The organism is Trabulsiella odontotermitis, from assembly GCF_001188485.1.
GTDB lineage: Bacteria > Pseudomonadota > Gammaproteobacteria > Enterobacterales > Enterobacteriaceae > Trabulsiella > Trabulsiella odontotermitis_A.
Map to the genome: position 1 here is coordinate 51,830 of NZ_JNGH01000102.1, position 18,695 is coordinate 70,524.

Here is an 18,695-nt window from a genome sequence, read left to right on the forward strand (position 1 = left end):
ATTTGCGGGTCGCTCAGTTTTGTTTTTCGCTATGGTAAGCTGATTTCATCAGACCCGGGTCACTCTGGTGGCTTTTATTTATATCTTCAGACTGCCGAATATCCGGCAAAAAGATATACGGGATGGAGAACGCAAAACAACGGAGTCGGCAATGTTTTCTGAAGATAACAGTAAAAAGGACCTCTCCACAGATATTACAAAAACGATTAAGGATATTGCGAAAGATCGTCTTAATACGGCGGTTGAAAAACATATCCCGCCGTTGAANAAACCCCTGCCGGAAACAGTATCCCCACCCTGGTGGCTACCGCCGGGCAGAATGCCCCGTCACTGGCGGCGGCGATGGGGGCGGCACCCTCTGGTCTGAAATTCACCCTGACCGTTCAGGGGCTGCCTCCTGAAACGTTTGCCGTTACCGACTTTTCCCTCACCGAATCCTTCTCCTCTCCGTATCTGTTGGAAGTGGGGCTGGTCAGTGAAGATCCGGCGGTCAGTTTTGAATCGGTGCTGGACAACAACGCGACCCTTTCCGTTCTGCGGGACGGGAACCCTGAGCGGACGGTCACCGGGATTGTCGCAGCATTTGAGCAGGGCGACACCGGTTTACACCAGACCCGCTACACCCTGTCTGTTCGTCCGGCGATGTGGCGGACGTCGCTGCGCCGTAATTCGCGCATATTCCAGCAGCAGACGCCGGAGACAATCATCACTACGCTGCTGCGGGAAAACGGGGTGATCAATGTGGCGTTTTCTCTGCGCCATGCCCATCCCGCGCGGGAGTTCTGCGTGCAGTATCAGGAGAACGACCTTGATTTTATCAGCCGTCTGAGTGCTGAAGAGGGCATGTATTACTACTTCGAAAGCGGCGAAGGCGGAGAAACGCTGATTTTTGCCGATGACGCGGGAACGCTGCCGTCCGGCCCCGAGTTGCCCTGGAGTCCGGCGCTGGAAGTCCAGAATACCATGCCCTGTGTCAGCCAGTTCCGCCGCAGCGTCCGGGTACGTCCGGCGATGGTGGAGCTGAAGGACTACACCTTCAAAAATCCCCGCTGGCCGGGCAGCTTCAGTGAGAAGGCCGGTGAACTGCATAACCAGTGTCCGGACTATGAATATTATGATTTTCCGGGACGTTTCAAGGATGAACAGCACGGGAAAGATTTTGCCCGCTATCAGCTGGACGGATTACGCAATGACGCTGATGCCGGCGACGGGGAGAGTAATGACGCCCGTCTGACCCCGGGTCTGCTGATGACACTGTTCAACCATCCCCGCCCGGACCTGAATACCCGCTGGCAGGTGACCAGCGTCAGCCATCATGGTCGCCAGCCGCAGGCGATGAAACATGCCGATGGCGAGCAGGGCACTGATCTCTCCACGCAGTTCAGTTTTATTCCGGCGCACCTGACCTGGCGCCCGGCCCCGTTGCCCAAACCGCGGGTGGATGGTTCGCAGACAGGCGTCGTGGTGGGGCCGCCAGGGGAAGAGATTTACTGTGACCAGTTCGGTCGGGTACGGGTGCAGTTTCCATGGGACCGCTACGGACAATCCAACGACCAGAGCTCGTGCTGGATAAGGGTATCCCAGCCGTGGGCAGGCCAGGGCTGGGGTGTGATAGCCACGCCGCGCATAGGTCAGGAAGTGGTGGTGGATTTTCTGCACGGTGACCCGGATCAGCCCATCATCATCGGTCGTACCTATCATGCGAGCAATCTCCCTTCCACCGGATTACCGGCGGCGAAAACGCAGATGGCGTTTCGCAGCAAAACGCATAAAGGCGAAGGGTTCAATGAACTGAAGTTTGAGGACGCGAACGGTCAGGAAATGCTCTCCATGCATGCTCAGAAGGATATGGATACCGTGGTTCGCAATAACCGCTCGACGTCAGTGGCCGTGGACCATGTTGAGTCTGTCGGTCAGAACCAGAGCATCACCGTGGGCAACAACCGGGAACTGAGCGTTACGGGTAATCAGACGACAAAAGTGGAAAAGGACTATCAGCAGCAGGTAATCGGCAATTATCAGCAGGAAGTGAAAGGAGAGAAAAAGGAGTTTATTACCGGCCAACGGTTCACCGAAGTGCTCGCGACAGAGACGCTGGCAGTGAAAGGCAATGTTGAGATTAATTCATCAGAAGGTGGCATCACCCTGACCACAGGCAAAGCCACTATTTTTCTCAGTAACGACGGCACTATTCTGCTGCAGGGTGTTTACATACGCCAGGTGGGTGACCAGATCGATCTGAACCCGGAGGGATAAAAAATGCAACCGGATGCACGTAACGCCTGTTACATCAATGAAGGGTCTGTCACGCTCCCGGCAGGCTATTGCGACCGTACCGTCAATGTCTTCACTACCGGTGGATCTGAATCTCCCTTTGCCCTGAACATAGCCCGTGACACTCCGGAAGACGGCGAATCCTTACCTGATTACGTCAGGCGGCAGGTGGGCCTGCTTGAGAAGAACCTGCGCAAATACCGCGTCAGCCGACATTCAGTTGCAGAAGTGGGTGAACTGAAAATTCCCGCAGAAATCATTGAGGCCACATACATGGCTGACCGCCGCCAGGTCTGGCAGCGGCAACTGGCGATATATCATGGGGACCGGGTATTAATTTTCACCGCAACGGCCACCGCCGCCTTTACGGCACAGCAGAATGCAGACTGGGAACAGTGGGTCAACAGTTTCAGACCGGGAGCCAGGGATCATGTTTGAAGCGGCCAGGGTTAATGACAGCCTGTACCACACCAGTGCTCTTGCCGGATTTATTGTCGGCTCCCTGATTGGCGCGGCTGTGGTTTTCGCGGCAGCCGCCTATGCCGCNNGGGATGTTTGTCACCACGGCCGGTGTGGGGCTGGGAGGGCTGATACGCTCAGCCGGTGAAGCCATTGGTGGAATGTTCCACCACGATGCGGGTGTTATCACCTCCGGCTCTGCAAATGTGAAGGTAAACAGCCGGGCAGCAGCGCATGTTGAACGCAGCACCGTGGTCTGTAAGGATCATTCTGCCATTCAGAGGATGGCAGAAGGCTCTACGAATATCTTTATCAACAGCAAGGCGGCTGTGCGCAAGGATGATAAAACCACCTGCGATGCCACCGTGGATTCCGGTTCGGACAATGTGGTATTCGGAGGCGGACGGCAGCAGTACCTGGACATCAACCGCGAAATTTCGGATGACTGGCGCATGGCGTCGGAAGTTCTTTTCTTTGTTGCCGGTATTGCCGGGGGAGTCTTTGGTGCCGCGCGGCAACTCGGCTGTTTCGGCGCAAAATGTCTGGGGAAATTACTGGCTGGCGAGCTAATCGGGGCAGGTATCGGGTTCGGTATTTCAAAAGGTATCGAGGCTATTGGCGGGTTTTTTGGTAACCCTGTGGATGTGATAAGCGGTCAGAAACTGTTGCCAGGGGATGATGACGACACTGATTTTATCCTGCCTGGCGTCAGGCCACTTTACTGGCAACGGATCTACCGCAGTGAGAATACTGTTACCGGCGCACTGGGCACGGGCTGGACGCTCTTCTGGGAGCGGACGCTATGGCGCGATGGCGAACAGATCATTTATCGCAATAATGAAGGTCGTGAAATTGCCTTTCCTGTGGTTAAACCCGGCGAACGCTGGTTCAGCCCCACAGAGCAAATCTGGCTTGCCCGCTCGGAGGATGACAAGTGGGCAGTCAGCAGTCCGTTTGAAACCTGCTTTGTTTTTGAATCCCTACCGGAACAGGGAGAGGCCCGCCTGTCGTCCATCAGAGACCTGACCGGAAACAGTATTTGTTTCAGCTACACGCCGCAGGGGCATCTGGATCAAGTCAGGACCAGCAATGGGTATGTGCTTCACTGCCACTGGCAGGGAGAACGTCTGAGCTCGGTGGTATGTGTCGAAGGCGGTATGCCCGGTACGCGGGTCAGCTATCAGTATGATGATGAACAGCAACTTGTTTCGGTTATTAATCAGCGGGGGCTGACAACCCGCCGGTTCAGTTGGGAAAATGGCCGGATGAGCGGGCTGGCAGACGTCCGGGGCCTGGAAAGTCGTTACACCTGGTCAGTGGTAGGGGATCAGCAGAGGATCACAGCATACACCACCAGTGCGGGTGAGCACTGGTGTTTTGACTATGACACGCAGGCCTGCAGGACCCGGCTCACGGATGTTAACAGCGGTCTGATGGCGGAGTGGGAGTACAACGAGCAGCATCTGATCACCGCCTATCGGGACTTTGACGGCAGTGAATACCGCTTTGACTATAACGACCAGAATATGCCGGTGCGCTTCCTGTTGCCCGGCGGGCGTGAAATACAGGTGGATTATGATGCGCTGGCCAGACCCGTACGTATCACCGATCCGCTGGGGCAAAGCACGCTGACGGATTACCACCGCAACAGCCTGCGAGTGACGCGTCGGCAGCTTGCGGACGGACGTCTGTGGCTGAGCGAGTACGACGTGCTTGGACGCCTGCTTAAAGAAAAGCTCCCGTCGGAAGCGGAGTTTATTTTCCACTACCGCGACAATGAGCCGTTGCCTGAGCGGGTGACGCGTCCATCTGGTGATGTGCAGCTCAGTTGGCAGCGTCATGGCGAAGTGGCGCGGTGGACGGACTGTTCGGGAAAAACTACGCATTATCAGTACGATGCCGACGGTAATCTGATCTGTGTGACCAATGCGCTGGGGCAGGAGACCCGTTACTTCTATCATCCTGGCGGGGTGCCGGGCGGGGTCCGTTACGCTGACGGGCGGGAAGAGCGCCTGTACTATAACAGTCAGGGCCTCGTGGACAGGTTTACGGACGCGGCCGGTCAGGTACAGCGCTGGCAGTACAATGTTCGGGGCCAGGTCACCGCATTCACCGACCGGTTGCACCGGCGTCTGCAGACAGCGTATGACTATCTGGGGCGTGTGACGTCGCTGGAAAACGCCAATGGAGGGGTATTCAGTTTTAGCTGGGATGCAGCAGGGCGACTGGCGTCAGAGCACCATCCCGATAACCTGTCACGTTATTACCAGTATGCTGCGGCAGGCACCCTGTCGGTGTGGGGAGGTGATCAATTCTGGATTAACAGGGGAGCTCGAAAAATCGACGCGACGCCTTGAAAAATGAGGCTTGGTGGTGGGCTTGGAGATTCTGGACTGTTTTGCAAAAACCGCCAGAAAATGATTAAAATTGCGATGAATTCTGGACTAAAGCGAAATCGTTCTGATCGTTTTTAAATACTTTTTAATCCTCTTTAATCTGGCGCGTAAAGGTGGCTTGGCACACAAAGGACTGACCTAATATCTGAAGGATCAGAAAATCGCCATGCTCAACCTGCGTGCTTGTTCGTTGAGTTAGTTAGATCGTCTCCATCACAACCTTCAGATGCCCCCTTTTTGACCTGCTCATGGAGCCGTAAGAGCCGCGATTTTTCTTCTTCAGGCAACGCCAGAAACTGGGCATCAATGTCATCATCAAGCCGTAAAATGGCTGCTATGCCTCTTGTATAGATAACCCTCATAAATTTTTCTTTTTGTTCTGTAGATAAATACGACAACACAACGTCCAGTTCAGAATTACGAGATTCGTTATTATTAACTGAATTCTCGTATATTTCTAATGGCGCATGGTTGCCATCCCCTTCGCCAGTAGCCAGCCAAGACATAGAGCAGGAACAAGCTTCTGCAAGCAGTGCCAGACGGTCAAGCGTTGGATATGTCTCCCCCTTCAAATACTTTCTGATTGTTGATTCAGATAGCTCTGTCTTCTTCGCGAGTTGGTTGTTACTGGGTAAATGAGCGTTTTCCATTGCTTGCTTCAGACGCTCTGGAAAGCGGTTTATTCCGTACCGTAGAAAAAACCGATCACGGTTTTTATCAGTACCTTCGGTTTTTTCTTTGTAACCATTTGAATTCATAAGTAAACCTCTTGATAAAAATCATTCGTTAATAAAAACGAATAAACCGTTAATGACCGTTGACTTCGGTTTTTTGTGATCGTATATTTTAACGAGTTAGATAATCGTTTTAGATAATCGCTTTAGATAAACATAGAAGGATATCAACAATGCAATTGCTGAGACAAGACATGGCCAGCTTGTTCGTCGTGGAAGGTCAGGACTGGTCAAGCAAAGCGATCATTGCGGCCCTTGACCGTCATGGTGTCAGCCTGAGTGATTTGGAGACCGAATTAGGCCTCGGGAAAAATGCACTGCGCAATGTTTTTTATCGTAAGTGCGGACGCTACGAGGAAGCCATCGCAGACAAAATTGGAGTCTCCCCGTCAGTTATCTGGCCGAGCCGTTACTTACCTGATAACCGGCTGAGAGCCTGAAGGAGATAGGGATGTCTATCTGGTTAACAGCTGCGGAATGTGTTGGTCTGCCAGGGCTTCCTGGTATGGTCCACAACATTCGAAACAACCTCAATAAACGCTCAGGGGAAAGCTCTGATCTGCGCCGCATCCGTGCGGGTTCTAAAGCTTTTGAATATCACGTCGAATGTCTGCCAACTGAGGCGCAGGAGGTTATTCGCCAGCGTCACTACCAGTCAGTTATGGAAGCCCCCGCCGCTGTTCCTGCTGTTGCGGACTCGAAGAAATCAACCATCAAACCGCGTGAGACCCTGCAGGTTTTCCAGCAGTGCCCTGCATTGCTGGAGCGTGAAATCTGTCAGTTGACCACAAAGCAGAAACAGATCGCCGACGCACGTTCTGCCCTGGCGCAGGAAGTGCTGAAACTTATCGGGGCTGGCATGAGCCGTATCGGTGCGGTGAATTACATTGTTGAAGGCTCCCGCACCGGCACCCTGCCGGGACCGTTGATGCAGATGGCCATGCTCGCGAACGCCCGTAAAGGGCAGCGTGTGGGAGTCGGTCGCGCCAGTCTTCAGGAGTGGTATTCCGTCTATCTGCTGACGGTGAACGATACCGAAAAGCGATTGGCCATGCTGGCACCCGGTCATCATAAAGCCACCAAACCAGAGGACGTCAGCTGGCTGCCGCGCTTCCTGTCCTACTGGCGGAATACGAGCGGCCCGACCATGCGTTTTTGTTATCGCGACTTTGTGGCTGACTGGAAACGTGAGTTTCACGATCAGCCTGCCATGCTCGCGGTTGTGCCGTCGTATGACGCTGTCTGCCGTGTCATGAAAAAACTACCAAANNGAAGGTGAAACACCCCATCAGCAAAACCGCGTTTACCCCGGAACTGACGCTGGTTATTGATGGCCGTTCGCGCTTTGTCGTCGGCTGGAGCCTGTCCTATTCCGAGAACGTGCGCGGGGTTTCTGAGGCGTATCGCTACGGAATACAGCGCTACGGGAAACCGTTATTTGTCTATACAGATAACGGTTCCGGCCAGAAGAACAAGACGCTGGACGCGGAAACGACGGGTATTTTCCCGCGTATGGGGATCGAACACATGACCGGTATCCCCGGAAACCCGCAGGCTCGCGGCATCATTGAGCGGCTCAACGGTGTCATTCCTTACGCTATCGCCCAGCGAGCACCGACCTATAACGGGCGCGGCGTTGACCGTGACAACCTCCGCCGTCTGATGGTGGCTGTTGAGTCTGCTGAGAATGCCATGAGTCAGGGTAAGCAGCTCAACACCCGTCAGCGTCAGGCTGTGGAGGCCGTGCCGGAGTGGGACGTCGTTCTGGAAATCATCCAGGAAGAGATTGACCGCTATAACAACAGCCACGAACACAGCGAGTTACCTAAATACAACGGCCAGCACCTGACCCCGGCCCGTTACCGTGACGCCGTTCTGGCCACTGAGGGCGACGAAATCGAATATCTGACCGAGGTCGAACTGCTCGAAATGTTCATGCCGGAGGAAATCCGCACCGTCGAACGTGGCTGGGTGAGACTGAACAACAACGGTTATTTCTCCCACTCTCTCGCCGATTTCGACGGACAGCAGGTCCGGGTCGCCTACGACATGCGAAATGCCGAGGAGGTTATCATTCGCCGGATGGACGGTTCATTCATCTGCAGGGCGATCTGGAACGGCAATACCAATGCTGCTGTACCAAAAGCCCATATGGACAGAGCCATTGAGCAAAGAACAGCCCGTCAGCTTGAGCGCCTGGACAAGAAAAAACAGCGCGTCATTGAACAGTCAACACCTGCTATTGAACACGACCCATTGCCGGATTTTGGAACACTCCTGCAGGGGGAAATCCTGCAGCCAGAAGAACCCGACTACCACTTTTTACAGACAGACCGGGAGCATTTCGCAAAAAAGACCGGAACCTGGAATAAGGACTGAACGAGGTATTTATGATTAGAGATCTTACTGAACTCATGGCGCGCCGCAACTGGTCTCAGACTCAGGTCGCCCGCGCTATCGGCAAAAGCCCGACGGTAATCAATCAGTATTTGCACGGAAAATACCCAGGCGACATGGCCAGCCTGGAGCGGGATATCGCCGCCCTGATTAAACGTGAGGCGGACAAGGAAAAAGGCAAGCGCCTGACGGTCGCCTTCGTCCGCACATATACCGCCACTCGCTGCCTTGAGGTCATCAGGCTGGCTCACCTGGACTGCGATATCAATGTGATCTTCGGGGACGCAGGTATGGGTAAGACCATGATTATGCGCCAGTACGCGCTGGAAAACCCCGGTGCCATTCTGCTGGAGGCCGACCCGGGTTACACCGCCCGTGTCGTGCTGGAGGAAATCTGCGCGAGGCTGGGTCTCAACCGTCGCGGCAACATGCACGAACTGAGCGACGGCATCATCGGCGCGCTGCGTGATTCAGGCCGCGTTCTGCTTATCGACGAAGCCGAGAACCTGCCGCTGCGGGCGCTGGAGGTTATTCGCCGCATTCATGACAAAGCGGGGATCGGCGTTGTACTGGCCGGGATGCCCCGCCTGATTATCAACCTGAAGGGCAAGCGCGGCGAGCTGAAACAGCTGTATTCCCGTGTTGGTTTCGCGCTGGCGCTGGGGGATGTGCTGCCGCGTCAGGATATCGACGAAATAGCCGCCAGCGTCCTGGACGACGCTCAGGATCCTGCCGTGGGCGAAGCGCTGTTCACAGCATCGAGGGGCAACGCCCGCCGCCTGTTTAAGCTGCTGCGTGGGGTGCATCGCCATAGTCAGTTAAACGGTGTTCCCGTCAACGCTGGCGCGGTTCGTAAGTTCTCAGAAATGCTGATTAATTAAGGGGATCGTTATGGTTAACGGTATGAATACAGACGCATTTCTGAACTCTCTGGACGCTGCCTCACTGGTGATTAAGGCGCTCAGCGGTCAGGGAGTAACCGTCAAAGCAGTCACGCTGACAGGCGCAAAACCGGTGATCCGTATCGAGCGCTGCGGCATGTGCGACACCATGATTCACGAGGGTCGCGCAACATTTCTGGAGTTTGGCTGTGACGTGTCAGGCAGATATCGTCAGGGCCATTTTTATACCAACGGCTGCAAGGTCGTCTGGTCTGAATCAATGCACTAGAGACTGAAAATATGGCAACGAGAATTCAAATTATCTTCAAGGAAAACGAGTTTGGTATTACCACTGACTCTTCTCTGGATAGAGCTGAAGAGGGCTTCACTGGAAAAGAATTGCTGGTATCTCAGGCACTTTATAACGAAATCATCAAATGGATTGAAACCAATCTTAATGCAAAAGAAGTAACGCCTAACCAATCAGAAGGAACATCAAGTGTCCACTGATAAAGCGGTAATTACGATTTCTGTTACTGGCGATGATGTAAATGTCTCAGCAACGATATCCACGACAGAAAACCCACTTTTATCTTATATCAGCAAGGAAATAGCACCTGTTGTACTGATGAAAGTTATTGCACTTGAAAAACAATTTAAAGAGGAAAAGCGTCAATGAAAACTGACAACACTATCAAGCAGTACACCACCGCACAGGCCCCGGACGGTTACTGGACCGACGCTCGCGGCGTTCTGACACCTGTCAGCCTGGTGAAACCTATCGACCAGGATCGCGACGCGCTGGTCGGCGAACTGGTGGAACTGGCGGTCAATGTATCTGCCGCCCTGCGCGACCTGAAAGAACGCGCCATCGCTGACGTTCAGGCGTTCGTTGACCTGTCCGCTGAGAAGTACGGTGCGAAGACCGGCGGCGCGAAAGGCAACGTGACCCTGTTTACCTACGATGGCCGTTTCAAAATCCAGCGTCAGATGGCCGAGAACATCAAGTTCGACGAGCGTCTGCAGGCCGCCAAGACGTTGATCGACGAATGTCTGGCCGACTGGACAAAAGACGCGAGCCCGGAGATCCACGCGCTGATTAGTCAGGCGTTCTCCAGTGACCAGGAGGGGAACATCAAAACCGGCCGGGTGCTGGCGCTGCGTCGCCTCAAAATCAACGATGAACGCTGGCAGAACGCGATGTTGGCCATCAGCGAGTCGGTTCAGGTTGTCGGGACTAAATCCTATATCCGCGTCTATGAGCGTGTGGGCGATTCCGACGAGTACCGTCCGATTGCACTGGATATGTCGGGGGTCTGATGGTCGCTGCGGAATTTAACAGGCGCTGGCCGGTTGGAACGGCATTCATGCATATGGTTTTGCGTGATGTCAGGATAGTGAAAACTGTCTCACAGGCCAGAGATTTCAAATGCGGCTGTGTGGTGGAAATAAACCGGGAGCCATATTTCGTTAAAGTGGAAACACTGAAATATAGCTGATTTTATCAGTAATTAAATCGCAATTAAAAATATTGGCGTAAACCCGCCAGGGCTGGCTTACGCCAAATTTCAGGAATCTGAATATGAATATTTTGCTTGATTCTTGCTGTCCTCGCTGTGAACGCAGCGCCACGCTCGAACTAACAGCCGACGCGGCAGCTCATGACCCGCAGCAAATAGACATCATTATTAAATGTCACTTTTGCGATGCGACATTTAATGAATTTGTTTCTATTGATGAAATGGAGGTTATCGATGAATAGGGAAAAATATCTCGCCAAAATTAAAAAGCTGCTGAATCTGGCCCGTAAGTCGACCAATACCAACGAGGCTGCAGCTGCTCTGCGTCAGGCGCAGAATATGATGCGTGAACATAACGTCTCCGAGGTGGAGGCAGAATTCACCGGCATCAGCGAAGCCAGCACCAAAGGCGCACCGAACCACGCACAGACACCGCCGAAGTATCTCATTTATCTGGTCGAGATCATCAAGCGCGCGTTCGGTGTCCAGGCGTATTTCACGTGGCGTGAGACCAAGTTTTTTTACAGAAATCCCCGCCGCGTCGTGACGTTCTACGGTCCTGACAGCCGCCCTCAGATTGCCGCCTACGCGTTTGATGTGCTGGCCCGTCAGATGACCACTGCCCGTAAGGCGTTCATCAGCGAACTACACCGCAATACCAAACCTGCTAACCGTACTGCAAAGGCCGATCAGTTCTGTGAAGGCTGGGCCAGCGGCGTCTGGCATATCGTCGCGGAGCTGGTCCCCACTGAGTCAGAGACCACGCTCATGGAGGTGTACCGTGAGCGCCAGCTCACAGGGATGAAAACAGCTACCAGCCGGGAGGCCAGACAGGTCGCTGGAAGTGACTTTGCCAGAGCTGAAGGCTATCGCTCCGGTCGTCAGGCTCAACTGAGCCACGGTGTCGACGGTACTGCCAGTGAAACGAAACTCATCGGGGGGCGCGTATGAAGTCTCTCCGTATTCCCCGCGACAGCCACACATGCTGTCAGGAGTTACCAAAAATTGGCCAGGGCTGCCAGGTGATGATCTCCGGTCCGATGACCGGTATCCCTGATTTTAACCGGCCGATGTTCAACGCCGTGGCGGAACAGCTGCAGGCCGATGGCTTCATCGTTTACAACCCGGCTTCTCTGCCTGACGGCTGGACACACGCCCAGTACATGATCACCACGCTGGACTGGGTTAATTACGTTGACGGGCTCTACATGCTGGACGGATGGGAAAACAGTAACGGAGCGGTGCGCGAGTTTGATCGCATCATGATTCGCTGCGTTCCCGTCCTGATGTTTCAGTCAATTGGCGCGTTCCGGGCGGCCATTGAGCGCAGCAAGAAGCTGAGGGCCGTGCTGGTCTCCCCGCAACAATCAGGAGGGGTCCGGGATGCTCATCGTTAAGGGCTGTGAGTATCGCGACAACGGCAGGGNCCGTTCCATCCACACCAGCGCGGTGAAACGGGAAATGAAACAGGCTATCGAACGTCATAAAACCAAGTGGAGACTGGCCAAATGAACAAGAGCACTAACAACTGTCTGCGTAACGTATCAGCGGCCCGCTTTAACCAGTTGCACACCATCGGGGCGCGTTTTAATTATTACCCGGTTCTGGGAATCCCTGATTCAGTCCCGGTGGTGACGGAGTCTGAGGCGTGGGATTTGTGTGGTCGCCCGGTGGTGAAGATTTCAGGTCGTATTGGTGGTGTCTCGATCTGCCACCTTGAACCGGCAGGCCGTGACGTAATTCAGGCCGCGCAACTGGCTGCGGAGAATGCAGAACTGAAGTATGCGATTGTTACCCTCCAGGACAGATATATGGGCTGGGAAGGTCTGTCAGATACATTTGAAGCCGCGTTGAGTATCAAAACCCCAGCCACCGACGCTGTCCTGGCTGAAGTGCGGGCGCAGGGTGTGGAGATGTTCGTCCAGAAATGTAATTCAAAAGCCGATCAGGCGCTCGCGGCTGATATCCGCGACAACTGGAAATTACTCGGAGAGCATGCTTCCGATTTCGCTGCCCAACTTCGTCTTGAGGCAACCGAACTTCCTACCTGCCCGCACTGCGGTGCGCAAATCCACTCAGCGCTCGATCGTTTCTGTAGCCAGTGCGGTGGTCAGTTAACCGACAAAGGGGCAGGAAAATGAAACGCCGTCAATTTGATACATCCAGCCGTTTTCTGGTTGATACAGCTTTTCACCGCCTTGAAATAATCCGTGACGATGACCTGTACCGTCACCTGCGCCTGAAACAGCCGGGAACATCCTGTTATGGCTTCGACGTGATCACCTGGCCGGGATATCTGACGGTAACCGGCGACATGGGAACCTGGACATTCTCCCGCATCGCGGACATGTTCGACTTTTTCGGCCCATGGCAAGACGGGATTAACACGGGGTACTGGTCCGAAAAGCTGGAAGCTGGCGCAGGTTGTTCGGCGTGCGAACTTCTCGCGAAAGAATATGACCATGAGGCGTTTTGCCGGAGCCTGAAGGAATCAATGAGTGAGTACCTCGAAGATTCTGAAGATGACCAGCAGGAAGACGAAAACTGGGACGATGACGACGACACACCAGATAGCGATAAAGCGAAGGTTCGTGAGGCAGTCCGTGAATTATGCCTTTCTCAATTCAGCAATGAGTGGGAAGCATATCAGGCGGTCTATGAGGCTGAATGGCCAGAGAATTGGAGTGCGTGGGATATCTGCGACGGGCTGACGTTCAAAACCTACACCAGCCACTTCCGCTGGATCCTGTTCGCGATCACCTGGGCGATTGCTAAATACCACAACACGAAGCTGGTAGATAAGGCAATGTCCACCTTCCTCGCAGTGAAAGGAGCCGCGCAATGAGCAATATCGACAAACAGGCGCTGCGTGAGCGCTACTCACTAAAAGCAGCGCCACTGTGCAAAATCTGTGGCGGAAAAATGTCAATCAGTACAGCGTCATATAAGCGCGCCACGTACGTTTGTTATGGCGTGTTCTATGACGAAGGGGGTCACCATTACGCAAATGGCAGGTCTCTAGGAGACGAGCATTACGAGCAATCAAAAATCACTCTCGTTGACACCAGTGACGATGAGGTTATTGCGCTGCTGGATGAGCTGGAAGCCGCAGAGCATACGGCAGCAGTTGACCATGAAGCGGCATGTTCTTTAGTTGTAGAAAACGAGGAATTAAAGCGCAAGCTGGCGGCAGCAGTGCCGGAAGAATGCCCGGAAGAATTGAGAAATCAGATTATAGACATTTGTGACGGAATTATAGTTGGCGACGTAGCAGCGCAGATGATATGGGATGCCTGCCGCGCCACTGGCATCGGCATTAAGGAGTCGTGATATGGCTTTCGAATCCATGAACAACGTAAAAAACGTTGGCTTCCATAGACCGTTTATTCGTTGCGCTGACAACCGCGCTGGCGGTTCCACTATCTACGTCAGCGCGCGCACCGGACTACGTGGCAAGCGCGTGCTGATTGAAATAGACCGCGAGGAGAGTCTGGTCAGACTGCGCTCAGCAGGCGAAAACGAACGCGGCGCGCAGTGTTTAATTCAGGGTGTGATGAGTGCGTCTAAAGCGGTGGTTCTGGCCTGCGGCACATTCCGTATCTACGTCGAACAGCATGCCGATGGGTGGTGGTACGGCAAACTACCCACTATCAGTTGAGGACCAACCAATGACCACTATTACCATAGAACGTGTTACTGGCATTTCTAACGGAGAGAAATGCTACACACACGATGATGTTGTCGAGCTGGCACGTATCGCGCTGGCATCGCTGGAGGCTGAGCCAGTGGCGTGGAGCACTGACAGTAGCTTAATCGTTAATAGTCGAGTGATTACGATTTACAAATCTGTAGCAGATAGTTGGATTGAGAAAGGGATGAGAGTAGTGCCGCTATACACCGCCCCGCCAGCGCCCGTGGATTTAACTGCGGAAAACGAGGAGCTGAAGCGCAAACTCTACGCCGTCAGCAAACGAAATGTTTGGCTGGAGGGGGCGTTATCGTCACAGGCGGCAGTTGACGTTCTTGCAGAACGGCAGCGCCAGATTCTCTCCGAAGGCTGGACGCCGGAGCATGACGACGAACACGGACGAGGAGAAATGGCGATGGCTGCTGTTTGCTACATCAACGAAACAGGAACGGTAAACCGCAATGGTGGTAAACCGTGGGGATGGCCGTGGGATGCGTCATGGTGGAAACCTAATACCAGACGCCGCAACCTGGTAAAAGCTGGTGCATTAATCCTGGCTGAGATTGAGCGAGGTGATCGCGCCTTCGCCGGTCGGGAAGAGGGAAATTGATATGTGGATTCTCATTTTGTGGATGCATATGAGCAATATCACTGGTGAAGGCATGGTCATTACATCTGTTGAATTTACTACTGAAATCGCCTGCAAACAGGCGTTTCAGGAGGTAAAAAAAGTGAATGACGGGTCAGTTTATTTGCGCGGCGTATGTACGCCAAAGGGGATGTGATATGCGGAAATCAGCAATCCCCATCGCGATGGCGATGGCGCTCGCCTCGTTAAACGTGTCGTCGGTTACATGGGACAGAGCGATGTCGGCCACGCGGTCGCAGAGTTACCCGATTGCATCAAATCGCCACACCGGGAAAGCCGAAGAACGCCGAGCCGCTAAACGTCGCAGGAGGGCAAAGTAATGTCAAAGTTAACCAAAGAATGGCTGAAAGAAATCATTTCTGGCCTGGAAGATCTTCGTGACCCGATGCTCTCCTTTCTGGATGACGACCAGGGAAAAACGTATGAAGCGTTTAAGGTCGCGCTGGCATCACTGGAGGCTGAGCCGGTGGCTGATGTTGTTGCCTGGTCGTCCCCAAATGAAGAGCGGAAATGCGATATCCGCTGGCGTCGTCACGATGTAGCACCGGGGCCGTTGTTCACGTATCCACCGTCAGCGATTGAGTTCCCGGAAACGTTGCCGTGTCCGGTGCTGCTTAAGCCTGGGCTGCTCGGCAAGGGTGTTCGTACCAGAACCATGCTGGATTCGTTACAGCGCCGTGCAGATTACACCGCGATGATTGGGGCTATGACGCCAGAAGAGCGCGCAGCACATGACGCCAGCATTGAACTGGTTAAAGACATGTTTCCGCAACCAGTGGCGTTAGTGCCGGGTGACTTCAATCGTCTGCGCCAGTGGTTTAATTCAATGGAAGACACCAACCCAAAATACATTGAGGACGCTGACAGGGAACTGTATGACCGCATACTGAAGGTTTGCCGGGGCTCAGGAGTTAACACTACAGACGCAGTCATGTGGACAGAGGCCGAAACGGTCGCCGACAGACTGGAGAATGAAATCCGTAATCTCATCGAAGACCCGACCGCCGATAACGCAACGTGTCTTGTACGGTCTGTAATGAATTTGTGTCGTAACTGGGGGTGCTATGACGCCGAACGCTAAAAAACTGATCGGGGCTATTAAGGCTGGTCAGGCGTTTCTGGGGTGGGATGACGTTCTCTATCGTCAGACGCTCCACCGTCTCACCGGCAAGACAACCTCCACCCGCTGCAGCCTGGAAGAACTGCAGACCATCAAAGAGTACATGCACCAGGCGGGATTTCCCCGCCTGTCTCCAAAGCATGGCCGTCGCCCGTCTGTTGCGAAAACGCGCAAGGGGGTGCTGAGTAAGATTGAGGCACTGCTGACCGATGCCGGTCGTCCGTGGGCGTACGCGGAGGGCATGGCTAAACGTATGTTCAGCCGGGAACGCGTGGACTGGCTGACGACTGAAGAGCTCACAAAGCTGATGCAGGCGCTGGCCATTGACGCGAAACGCAGGGGGAAACGTGAAAATCAACGTTAATCATGAGGAGCTGGCGCAGATAGAAGCGCTACTCCCGGAGTCAGCCAAAATGCTGATCCACGTACTGGGGTATCCGGCGACCAGTAAGCTGATTAATCGTTTCGGTGGAGTGACACTTGCGGGTAAAAGTGGTGCGGCACGGGAACGAACCGGCGGCGTCCATGCGATGCTACGGGAGGTACTGAGTGAGGAGGAGATAAAAAAATTGATCGCGTACCTTGGTGAAGAGCAGTTTTATATCCCCCGTTGCGACAGTGCCCTGCGGCAGTTGCGTAATGCCAGGTTCGTGGCGGCCATCTCCGAACGGCAGGACGACGGACTATCAATACGGCAGGCGATGGCGATATTATGTCCACGTTTCGGAATCAGTGATCGTCAGGGCTGGAAACTGGTAAGTGATAAAGCCTCGACCATCAATCCGGGCCAGAAGGATTTATTTAACTAAAGGAGTTACCACGTGAAATTTATAACGGCTGTCCTGTTTTTTATCTTCGCCACTGGTGCCACGGCTGCTACGGACAAAGACACCAGCCTTAAATCCCTGGCGATTCATGTTTCAACAGCAGCGAAAAACATCGCCAGCGATGCAGCTAAAATGCAGTTCTCAGATAATTCACTTAAAGCGAGACTTGCTTTAAATTTACGCGTTGACAAACTGACAGAAGAGGCTAAACCGCTCGGTCTGGCTTTTGATAAACCATACGGGCGGTGTGGTACAATGGTTAAGAATTTATATGATTTTATTGAAGTGGCAGCGGGTATCAGTAAAACCCCAATAACCTACGTTGATATGTATCGTGACAGTGAACGGTGGTGTACCAGCCAGATAAACGGGGACGATGAATCCGATAAAGACACTGCCATTCTGCACTTGTAATCAAAATGCCCTCGCCTGAGGGCGTTTTTCACTGGACTTTTTTGTTAAATTCTCCCGTAATATTCCATCACTTCCCCTGTAATACCTGATGCGCTGAACCCTCTCAGCCGCTCACCCACTCCCCGACATTCCAGAATACCCACTACTCATTAACGTGGCAGTGGCCACCGTAACCAGGGACAACCTATGAGTCAGTTGTGGGAGAACTCACTGAAATGGATCGCTGAGAATATGCCAGCCATAAGCGCCGGGCTTGCCGGAGCGGGGGTATCAGCACTCATGAACATTAAAGACGGGAAACCGAAAAAGTACACCATTACCAGCGCCTGCGTGTGCGGGATTATCGGCATCAGCGTAGCGGGCATCATGGGCCATTTTGGCCTTGAACGCGGCTGGGAGGTATTTTTCGGGTGCGTTGTAGGCTTCCTCGGGGCTGACAAGTTGCGCGACATCGCAAACAACGTTGTCAATAACCGCCTCAATAACGTGAAATCGCAGCAGGGGAACAAAAATGAAAATCAGTAATAACGGCCTGAATCTGATTAAAAAATCAGAAGGGCTTGAGCTGGAAGCATACCCTGACCCGGGGACGGGTGGCGCGCCGTGGACCATTGGCTACGGTCACACCGGGCCGGACGTTTATAAGGGGCTGGTCTGGACTGATGTGCAGGCCGATAAGGCGCTACGTCAGGATGTTGCCCGGTTTGAGCGTGACGTGACAAACCTCGTCACCGTTCCCCTCACTCAGAACCAGTTCGATGCGTTGGTAGATTTTGCGTTCAACTGTGGGAGCGATATTGATTCTGACGATATCGCAGAAGGTCTTGGCGACAGCACGCTGCTTAAAAAGCTCAACGCCGGAGACTATCAGGGTGCCGCCGACGAGTTCCCGAAGTGGAACAGATCCGGTGGTCGGGTTATGCCGGGTCTGGTTACCCGCCGTAAAAACGAAGGCTGGTCGTCGTTGTCGCCGTCATTGTGGCGGGATATTTCGCCGTTGACAGCTACCTCACCACCCGTGCGGCGGTGAAGACGCTCACGGATAAAAACAAGAAGCTCAGCGATGAGCTGGCTGCCAGCCGCAAACAACACAACGCCGAGAACACTACAGGCCAGCAGGGGCTGGCATACAGTCAGCAGGGANNGCCGCCGGGCAATAACCCGGGGCGGCTCAGCTGGGGTGAGTCACTGCTCTGGAACCTCGGACTACTGGATACAGTACGACAGAGCAATTGTGACAAGGCGTTGATCCGGCAGATTGAGCAACTCAGGGTCAGTGAAGAGTTCGGGAAGACGCTCCCTCCACCGCCTGAGTGCCGGTTACTGACTGAAAAGG

General features: G+C 53.7%; 27 protein-coding genes and 1 pseudogene. 27 read left to right on the plus strand and 1 reads right to left on the minus strand.

What is annotated here, in order from left to right; genetic code table 11:
* The first annotated feature begins 342 nt into the window (after positions 1–342).
* From GM30_RS16400 to GM30_RS16410, 3 genes and pseudogenes are all read left to right on the plus strand, one after another.
* On the plus strand, positions 343–2,256 hold the full coding sequence (locus tag GM30_RS16400; RefSeq protein ID WP_080993459.1) for a type VI secretion system Vgr family protein: 1,914 nt from the start codon (positions 343–345) through the stop codon (positions 2,254–2,256).
* Between the two features lie 3 nt (positions 2,257–2,259).
* Complete coding sequence (locus GM30_RS16405; RefSeq protein ID WP_049849500.1) at positions 2,260–2,712, plus strand: DUF1795 domain-containing protein; 453 nt, start codon at positions 2,260–2,262, stop codon at positions 2,710–2,712.
* Positions 2,705–5,024: pseudogene (locus GM30_RS16410) on the plus strand (DUF6531 domain-containing protein); the annotation flags it as partial. The gene GM30_RS16405 and the pseudogene GM30_RS16410, both read left to right, overlap by 8 nt.
* Positions 5,025–5,299: 275 nt before the next feature.
* Here GM30_RS16410 and GM30_RS16415 read toward each other — a convergent pair.
* Positions 5,300–5,887 carry a helix-turn-helix domain-containing protein gene (locus GM30_RS16415; RefSeq protein ID WP_049849502.1) on the minus strand — a complete coding sequence of 196 codons (588 nt, stop codon included), beginning with the start codon at positions 5,885–5,887 and terminating at the stop codon, positions 5,300–5,302.
* A 149-nt stretch (positions 5,888–6,036) separates the two neighbouring features.
* Between GM30_RS16415 and GM30_RS16420 the strand changes: the two genes are divergently transcribed.
* The 24 genes from GM30_RS16420 to GM30_RS16535 all read left to right on the plus strand — a co-directional run bounded on the left by GM30_RS16420 (position 6,037) and on the right by GM30_RS16535 (position 18,389).
* Positions 6,037–6,303, plus strand: coding sequence for a helix-turn-helix domain-containing protein (locus GM30_RS16420; RefSeq protein ID WP_049849503.1), 267 nt, complete (start codon positions 6,037–6,039; stop codon positions 6,301–6,303).
* A gap of 65 nt (positions 6,304–6,368) precedes the next feature.
* Positions 6,369–7,142 carry a hypothetical protein gene (locus GM30_RS27380; protein WP_476691184.1) on the plus strand — a complete coding sequence of 258 codons (774 nt, stop codon included), beginning with the start codon at positions 6,369–6,371 and terminating at the stop codon, positions 7,140–7,142.
* Entirely contained in the window at positions 7,139–8,242 is a 1,104-nt protein-coding gene (locus tag GM30_RS27385) for a Mu transposase C-terminal domain-containing protein (RefSeq protein ID WP_049849505.1), read from the plus strand. The genes GM30_RS27380 and GM30_RS27385 overlap by 4 nt, the downstream gene beginning before the upstream one ends.
* An 11-nt stretch (positions 8,243–8,253) precedes the next feature.
* Positions 8,254–9,141 (plus strand): AAA family ATPase, encoded by an 888-nt coding sequence (locus GM30_RS16435; RefSeq protein ID WP_049849506.1) that lies wholly within the window; start codon positions 8,254–8,256, stop codon positions 9,139–9,141.
* A 10-nt stretch (positions 9,142–9,151) separates the two neighbouring features.
* On the plus strand, positions 9,152–9,430 hold the full coding sequence (locus GM30_RS16440) for a hypothetical protein (RefSeq protein ID WP_049849507.1): 279 nt from the start codon (positions 9,152–9,154) through the stop codon (positions 9,428–9,430).
* 11 nt (positions 9,431–9,441) lie between these two features.
* Positions 9,442–9,651: a hypothetical protein gene (locus tag GM30_RS16445; protein WP_049849508.1), complete on the plus strand. Its 210-nt coding sequence runs from the start codon at positions 9,442–9,444 to the stop codon at positions 9,649–9,651.
* On the plus strand, positions 9,641–9,820 hold the full coding sequence (locus GM30_RS16450; RefSeq protein WP_049849509.1) for a hypothetical protein: 180 nt from the start codon (positions 9,641–9,643) through the stop codon (positions 9,818–9,820). The genes GM30_RS16445 and GM30_RS16450 overlap by 11 nt, the downstream gene beginning before the upstream one ends.
* The gene (locus GM30_RS16455; RefSeq protein WP_049849510.1) at positions 9,817–10,461 is read left to right on the plus strand and encodes a DUF3164 family protein; all 645 of its coding nucleotides are present in this window, start codon (positions 9,817–9,819) and stop codon (positions 10,459–10,461) included. The genes GM30_RS16450 and GM30_RS16455 overlap by 4 nt, the downstream gene beginning before the upstream one ends.
* A gap of 262 nt (positions 10,462–10,723) precedes the next feature.
* Positions 10,724–10,903, plus strand: a complete 180-nt coding sequence (locus tag GM30_RS16465; RefSeq protein WP_049849512.1) for a hypothetical protein — start codon at positions 10,724–10,726, stop codon at positions 10,901–10,903.
* The gene (locus GM30_RS16470; RefSeq protein ID WP_049849513.1) at positions 10,896–11,612 is read left to right on the plus strand and encodes a DUF2786 domain-containing protein; all 717 of its coding nucleotides are present in this window, start codon (positions 10,896–10,898) and stop codon (positions 11,610–11,612) included. The genes GM30_RS16465 and GM30_RS16470 overlap by 8 nt, the downstream gene beginning before the upstream one ends.
* Positions 11,609–12,058, plus strand: a complete 450-nt coding sequence (locus GM30_RS16475; protein ID WP_080993456.1) for a DUF4406 domain-containing protein — start codon at positions 11,609–11,611, stop codon at positions 12,056–12,058. Before GM30_RS16470 ends, GM30_RS16475 begins: the two co-directional genes overlap by 4 nt.
* Positions 12,059–12,169: 111 nt before the next feature.
* Positions 12,170–12,802, plus strand: coding sequence for a hypothetical protein (locus tag GM30_RS26785; protein ID WP_072094151.1), 633 nt, complete (start codon positions 12,170–12,172; stop codon positions 12,800–12,802).
* A complete protein-coding gene (locus tag GM30_RS16485; RefSeq protein WP_049849515.1) occupies positions 12,799–13,506 on the plus strand; it encodes a hypothetical protein in 708 nt (235 codons plus the stop codon). The genes GM30_RS26785 and GM30_RS16485 overlap by 4 nt, the downstream gene beginning before the upstream one ends.
* Complete coding sequence (locus GM30_RS16490; RefSeq protein ID WP_049849516.1) at positions 13,503–13,991, plus strand: ead/Ea22-like family protein; 489 nt, start codon at positions 13,503–13,505, stop codon at positions 13,989–13,991. Before GM30_RS16485 ends, GM30_RS16490 begins: the two co-directional genes overlap by 4 nt.
* Position 13,992: 1 nt before the next feature.
* Positions 13,993–14,319 carry a hypothetical protein gene (locus GM30_RS16495; RefSeq protein ID WP_049849517.1) on the plus strand — a complete coding sequence of 109 codons (327 nt, stop codon included), beginning with the start codon at positions 13,993–13,995 and terminating at the stop codon, positions 14,317–14,319.
* 10 nt (positions 14,320–14,329) lie between these two features.
* A complete protein-coding gene (locus tag GM30_RS26790) occupies positions 14,330–14,959 on the plus strand; it encodes a hypothetical protein (RefSeq protein WP_193391785.1) in 630 nt (209 codons plus the stop codon).
* Positions 14,960–14,987: 28 nt separating this feature from the next.
* The gene (locus GM30_RS26305) at positions 14,988–15,134 is read left to right on the plus strand and encodes a hypothetical protein (RefSeq protein WP_155483998.1); all 147 of its coding nucleotides are present in this window, start codon (positions 14,988–14,990) and stop codon (positions 15,132–15,134) included.
* Between the two features lies 1 nt (position 15,135).
* Entirely contained in the window at positions 15,136–15,318 is a 183-nt protein-coding gene (locus GM30_RS26625) for a hypothetical protein (protein ID WP_049849518.1), read from the plus strand.
* On the plus strand, positions 15,318–16,079 hold the full coding sequence (locus GM30_RS16510) for a hypothetical protein (RefSeq protein WP_049849519.1): 762 nt from the start codon (positions 15,318–15,320) through the stop codon (positions 16,077–16,079). The genes GM30_RS26625 and GM30_RS16510 overlap by 1 nt, the downstream gene beginning before the upstream one ends.
* Complete coding sequence (locus tag GM30_RS16515) at positions 16,063–16,482, plus strand: gp16 family protein (RefSeq protein WP_049849520.1); 420 nt, start codon at positions 16,063–16,065, stop codon at positions 16,480–16,482. Before GM30_RS16510 ends, GM30_RS16515 begins: the two co-directional genes overlap by 17 nt.
* Complete coding sequence (locus GM30_RS16520) at positions 16,466–16,927, plus strand: mor transcription activator family protein (RefSeq protein WP_238582668.1); 462 nt, start codon at positions 16,466–16,468, stop codon at positions 16,925–16,927. The genes GM30_RS16515 and GM30_RS16520 overlap by 17 nt, the downstream gene beginning before the upstream one ends.
* A 12-nt stretch (positions 16,928–16,939) precedes the next feature.
* Positions 16,940–17,359, plus strand: a complete 420-nt coding sequence (locus GM30_RS16525; protein WP_049849521.1) for a hypothetical protein — start codon at positions 16,940–16,942, stop codon at positions 17,357–17,359.
* A gap of 186 nt (positions 17,360–17,545) precedes the next feature.
* Complete coding sequence (locus GM30_RS16530) at positions 17,546–17,884, plus strand: phage holin family protein (protein WP_049849522.1); 339 nt, start codon at positions 17,546–17,548, stop codon at positions 17,882–17,884.
* On the plus strand, positions 17,871–18,389 hold the full coding sequence (locus tag GM30_RS16535) for a lysozyme (RefSeq protein WP_072094152.1): 519 nt from the start codon (positions 17,871–17,873) through the stop codon (positions 18,387–18,389). Before GM30_RS16530 ends, GM30_RS16535 begins: the two co-directional genes overlap by 14 nt.
* Positions 18,390–18,695 lie beyond the last annotated feature (306 nt).

Excerpts from the sequence above, each read along its gene's own strand:
- GM30_RS16400 (WP_080993459.1), top strand. The coding sequence starts at position 343 with ATGGGGGCGGCACCCTCTGGTCTGAAATTCACCCTGACCGTTCAGGGG.
- GM30_RS16405 (WP_049849500.1), top strand. The coding sequence starts at position 2,260 with ATGCAACCGGATGCACGTAACGCCTGTTACATCAATGAAGGGTCTGTC.
- GM30_RS16415 (WP_049849502.1), bottom strand. The coding sequence starts at position 5,887 with ATGAATTCAAATGGTTACAAAGAAAAAACCGAAGGTACTGATAAAAAC.
- GM30_RS16420 (WP_049849503.1), top strand. The coding sequence starts at position 6,037 with ATGCAATTGCTGAGACAAGACATGGCCAGCTTGTTCGTCGTGGAAGGT.
- GM30_RS16435 (WP_049849506.1), top strand. The coding sequence starts at position 8,254 with ATGATTAGAGATCTTACTGAACTCATGGCGCGCCGCAACTGGTCTCAG.
- GM30_RS16440 (WP_049849507.1), top strand. The coding sequence starts at position 9,152 with ATGGTTAACGGTATGAATACAGACGCATTTCTGAACTCTCTGGACGCT.
- GM30_RS16445 (WP_049849508.1), top strand. The coding sequence starts at position 9,442 with ATGGCAACGAGAATTCAAATTATCTTCAAGGAAAACGAGTTTGGTATT.
- GM30_RS16455 (WP_049849510.1), top strand. The coding sequence starts at position 9,817 with ATGAAAACTGACAACACTATCAAGCAGTACACCACCGCACAGGCCCCG.
- GM30_RS16465 (WP_049849512.1), top strand. The coding sequence starts at position 10,724 with ATGAATATTTTGCTTGATTCTTGCTGTCCTCGCTGTGAACGCAGCGCC.
- GM30_RS16470 (WP_049849513.1), top strand. The coding sequence starts at position 10,896 with ATGAATAGGGAAAAATATCTCGCCAAAATTAAAAAGCTGCTGAATCTG.
- GM30_RS16475 (WP_080993456.1), top strand. The coding sequence starts at position 11,609 with ATGAAGTCTCTCCGTATTCCCCGCGACAGCCACACATGCTGTCAGGAG.
- GM30_RS26785 (WP_072094151.1), top strand. The coding sequence starts at position 12,170 with ATGAACAAGAGCACTAACAACTGTCTGCGTAACGTATCAGCGGCCCGC.
- GM30_RS16485 (WP_049849515.1), top strand. The coding sequence starts at position 12,799 with ATGAAACGCCGTCAATTTGATACATCCAGCCGTTTTCTGGTTGATACA.
- GM30_RS16490 (WP_049849516.1), top strand. The coding sequence starts at position 13,503 with ATGAGCAATATCGACAAACAGGCGCTGCGTGAGCGCTACTCACTAAAA.
- GM30_RS16495 (WP_049849517.1), top strand. The coding sequence starts at position 13,993 with ATGGCTTTCGAATCCATGAACAACGTAAAAAACGTTGGCTTCCATAGA.
- GM30_RS26790 (WP_193391785.1), top strand. The coding sequence starts at position 14,330 with ATGACCACTATTACCATAGAACGTGTTACTGGCATTTCTAACGGAGAG.
- GM30_RS26305 (WP_155483998.1), top strand. The coding sequence starts at position 14,988 with ATGAGCAATATCACTGGTGAAGGCATGGTCATTACATCTGTTGAATTT.
- GM30_RS26625 (WP_049849518.1), top strand. The coding sequence starts at position 15,136 with ATGCGGAAATCAGCAATCCCCATCGCGATGGCGATGGCGCTCGCCTCG.
- GM30_RS16510 (WP_049849519.1), top strand. The coding sequence starts at position 15,318 with ATGTCAAAGTTAACCAAAGAATGGCTGAAAGAAATCATTTCTGGCCTG.
- GM30_RS16515 (WP_049849520.1), top strand. The coding sequence starts at position 16,063 with ATGACGCCGAACGCTAAAAAACTGATCGGGGCTATTAAGGCTGGTCAG.
- GM30_RS16530 (WP_049849522.1), top strand. The coding sequence starts at position 17,546 with ATGAGTCAGTTGTGGGAGAACTCACTGAAATGGATCGCTGAGAATATG.
- GM30_RS16535 (WP_072094152.1), top strand. The coding sequence starts at position 17,871 with ATGAAAATCAGTAATAACGGCCTGAATCTGATTAAAAAATCAGAAGGG.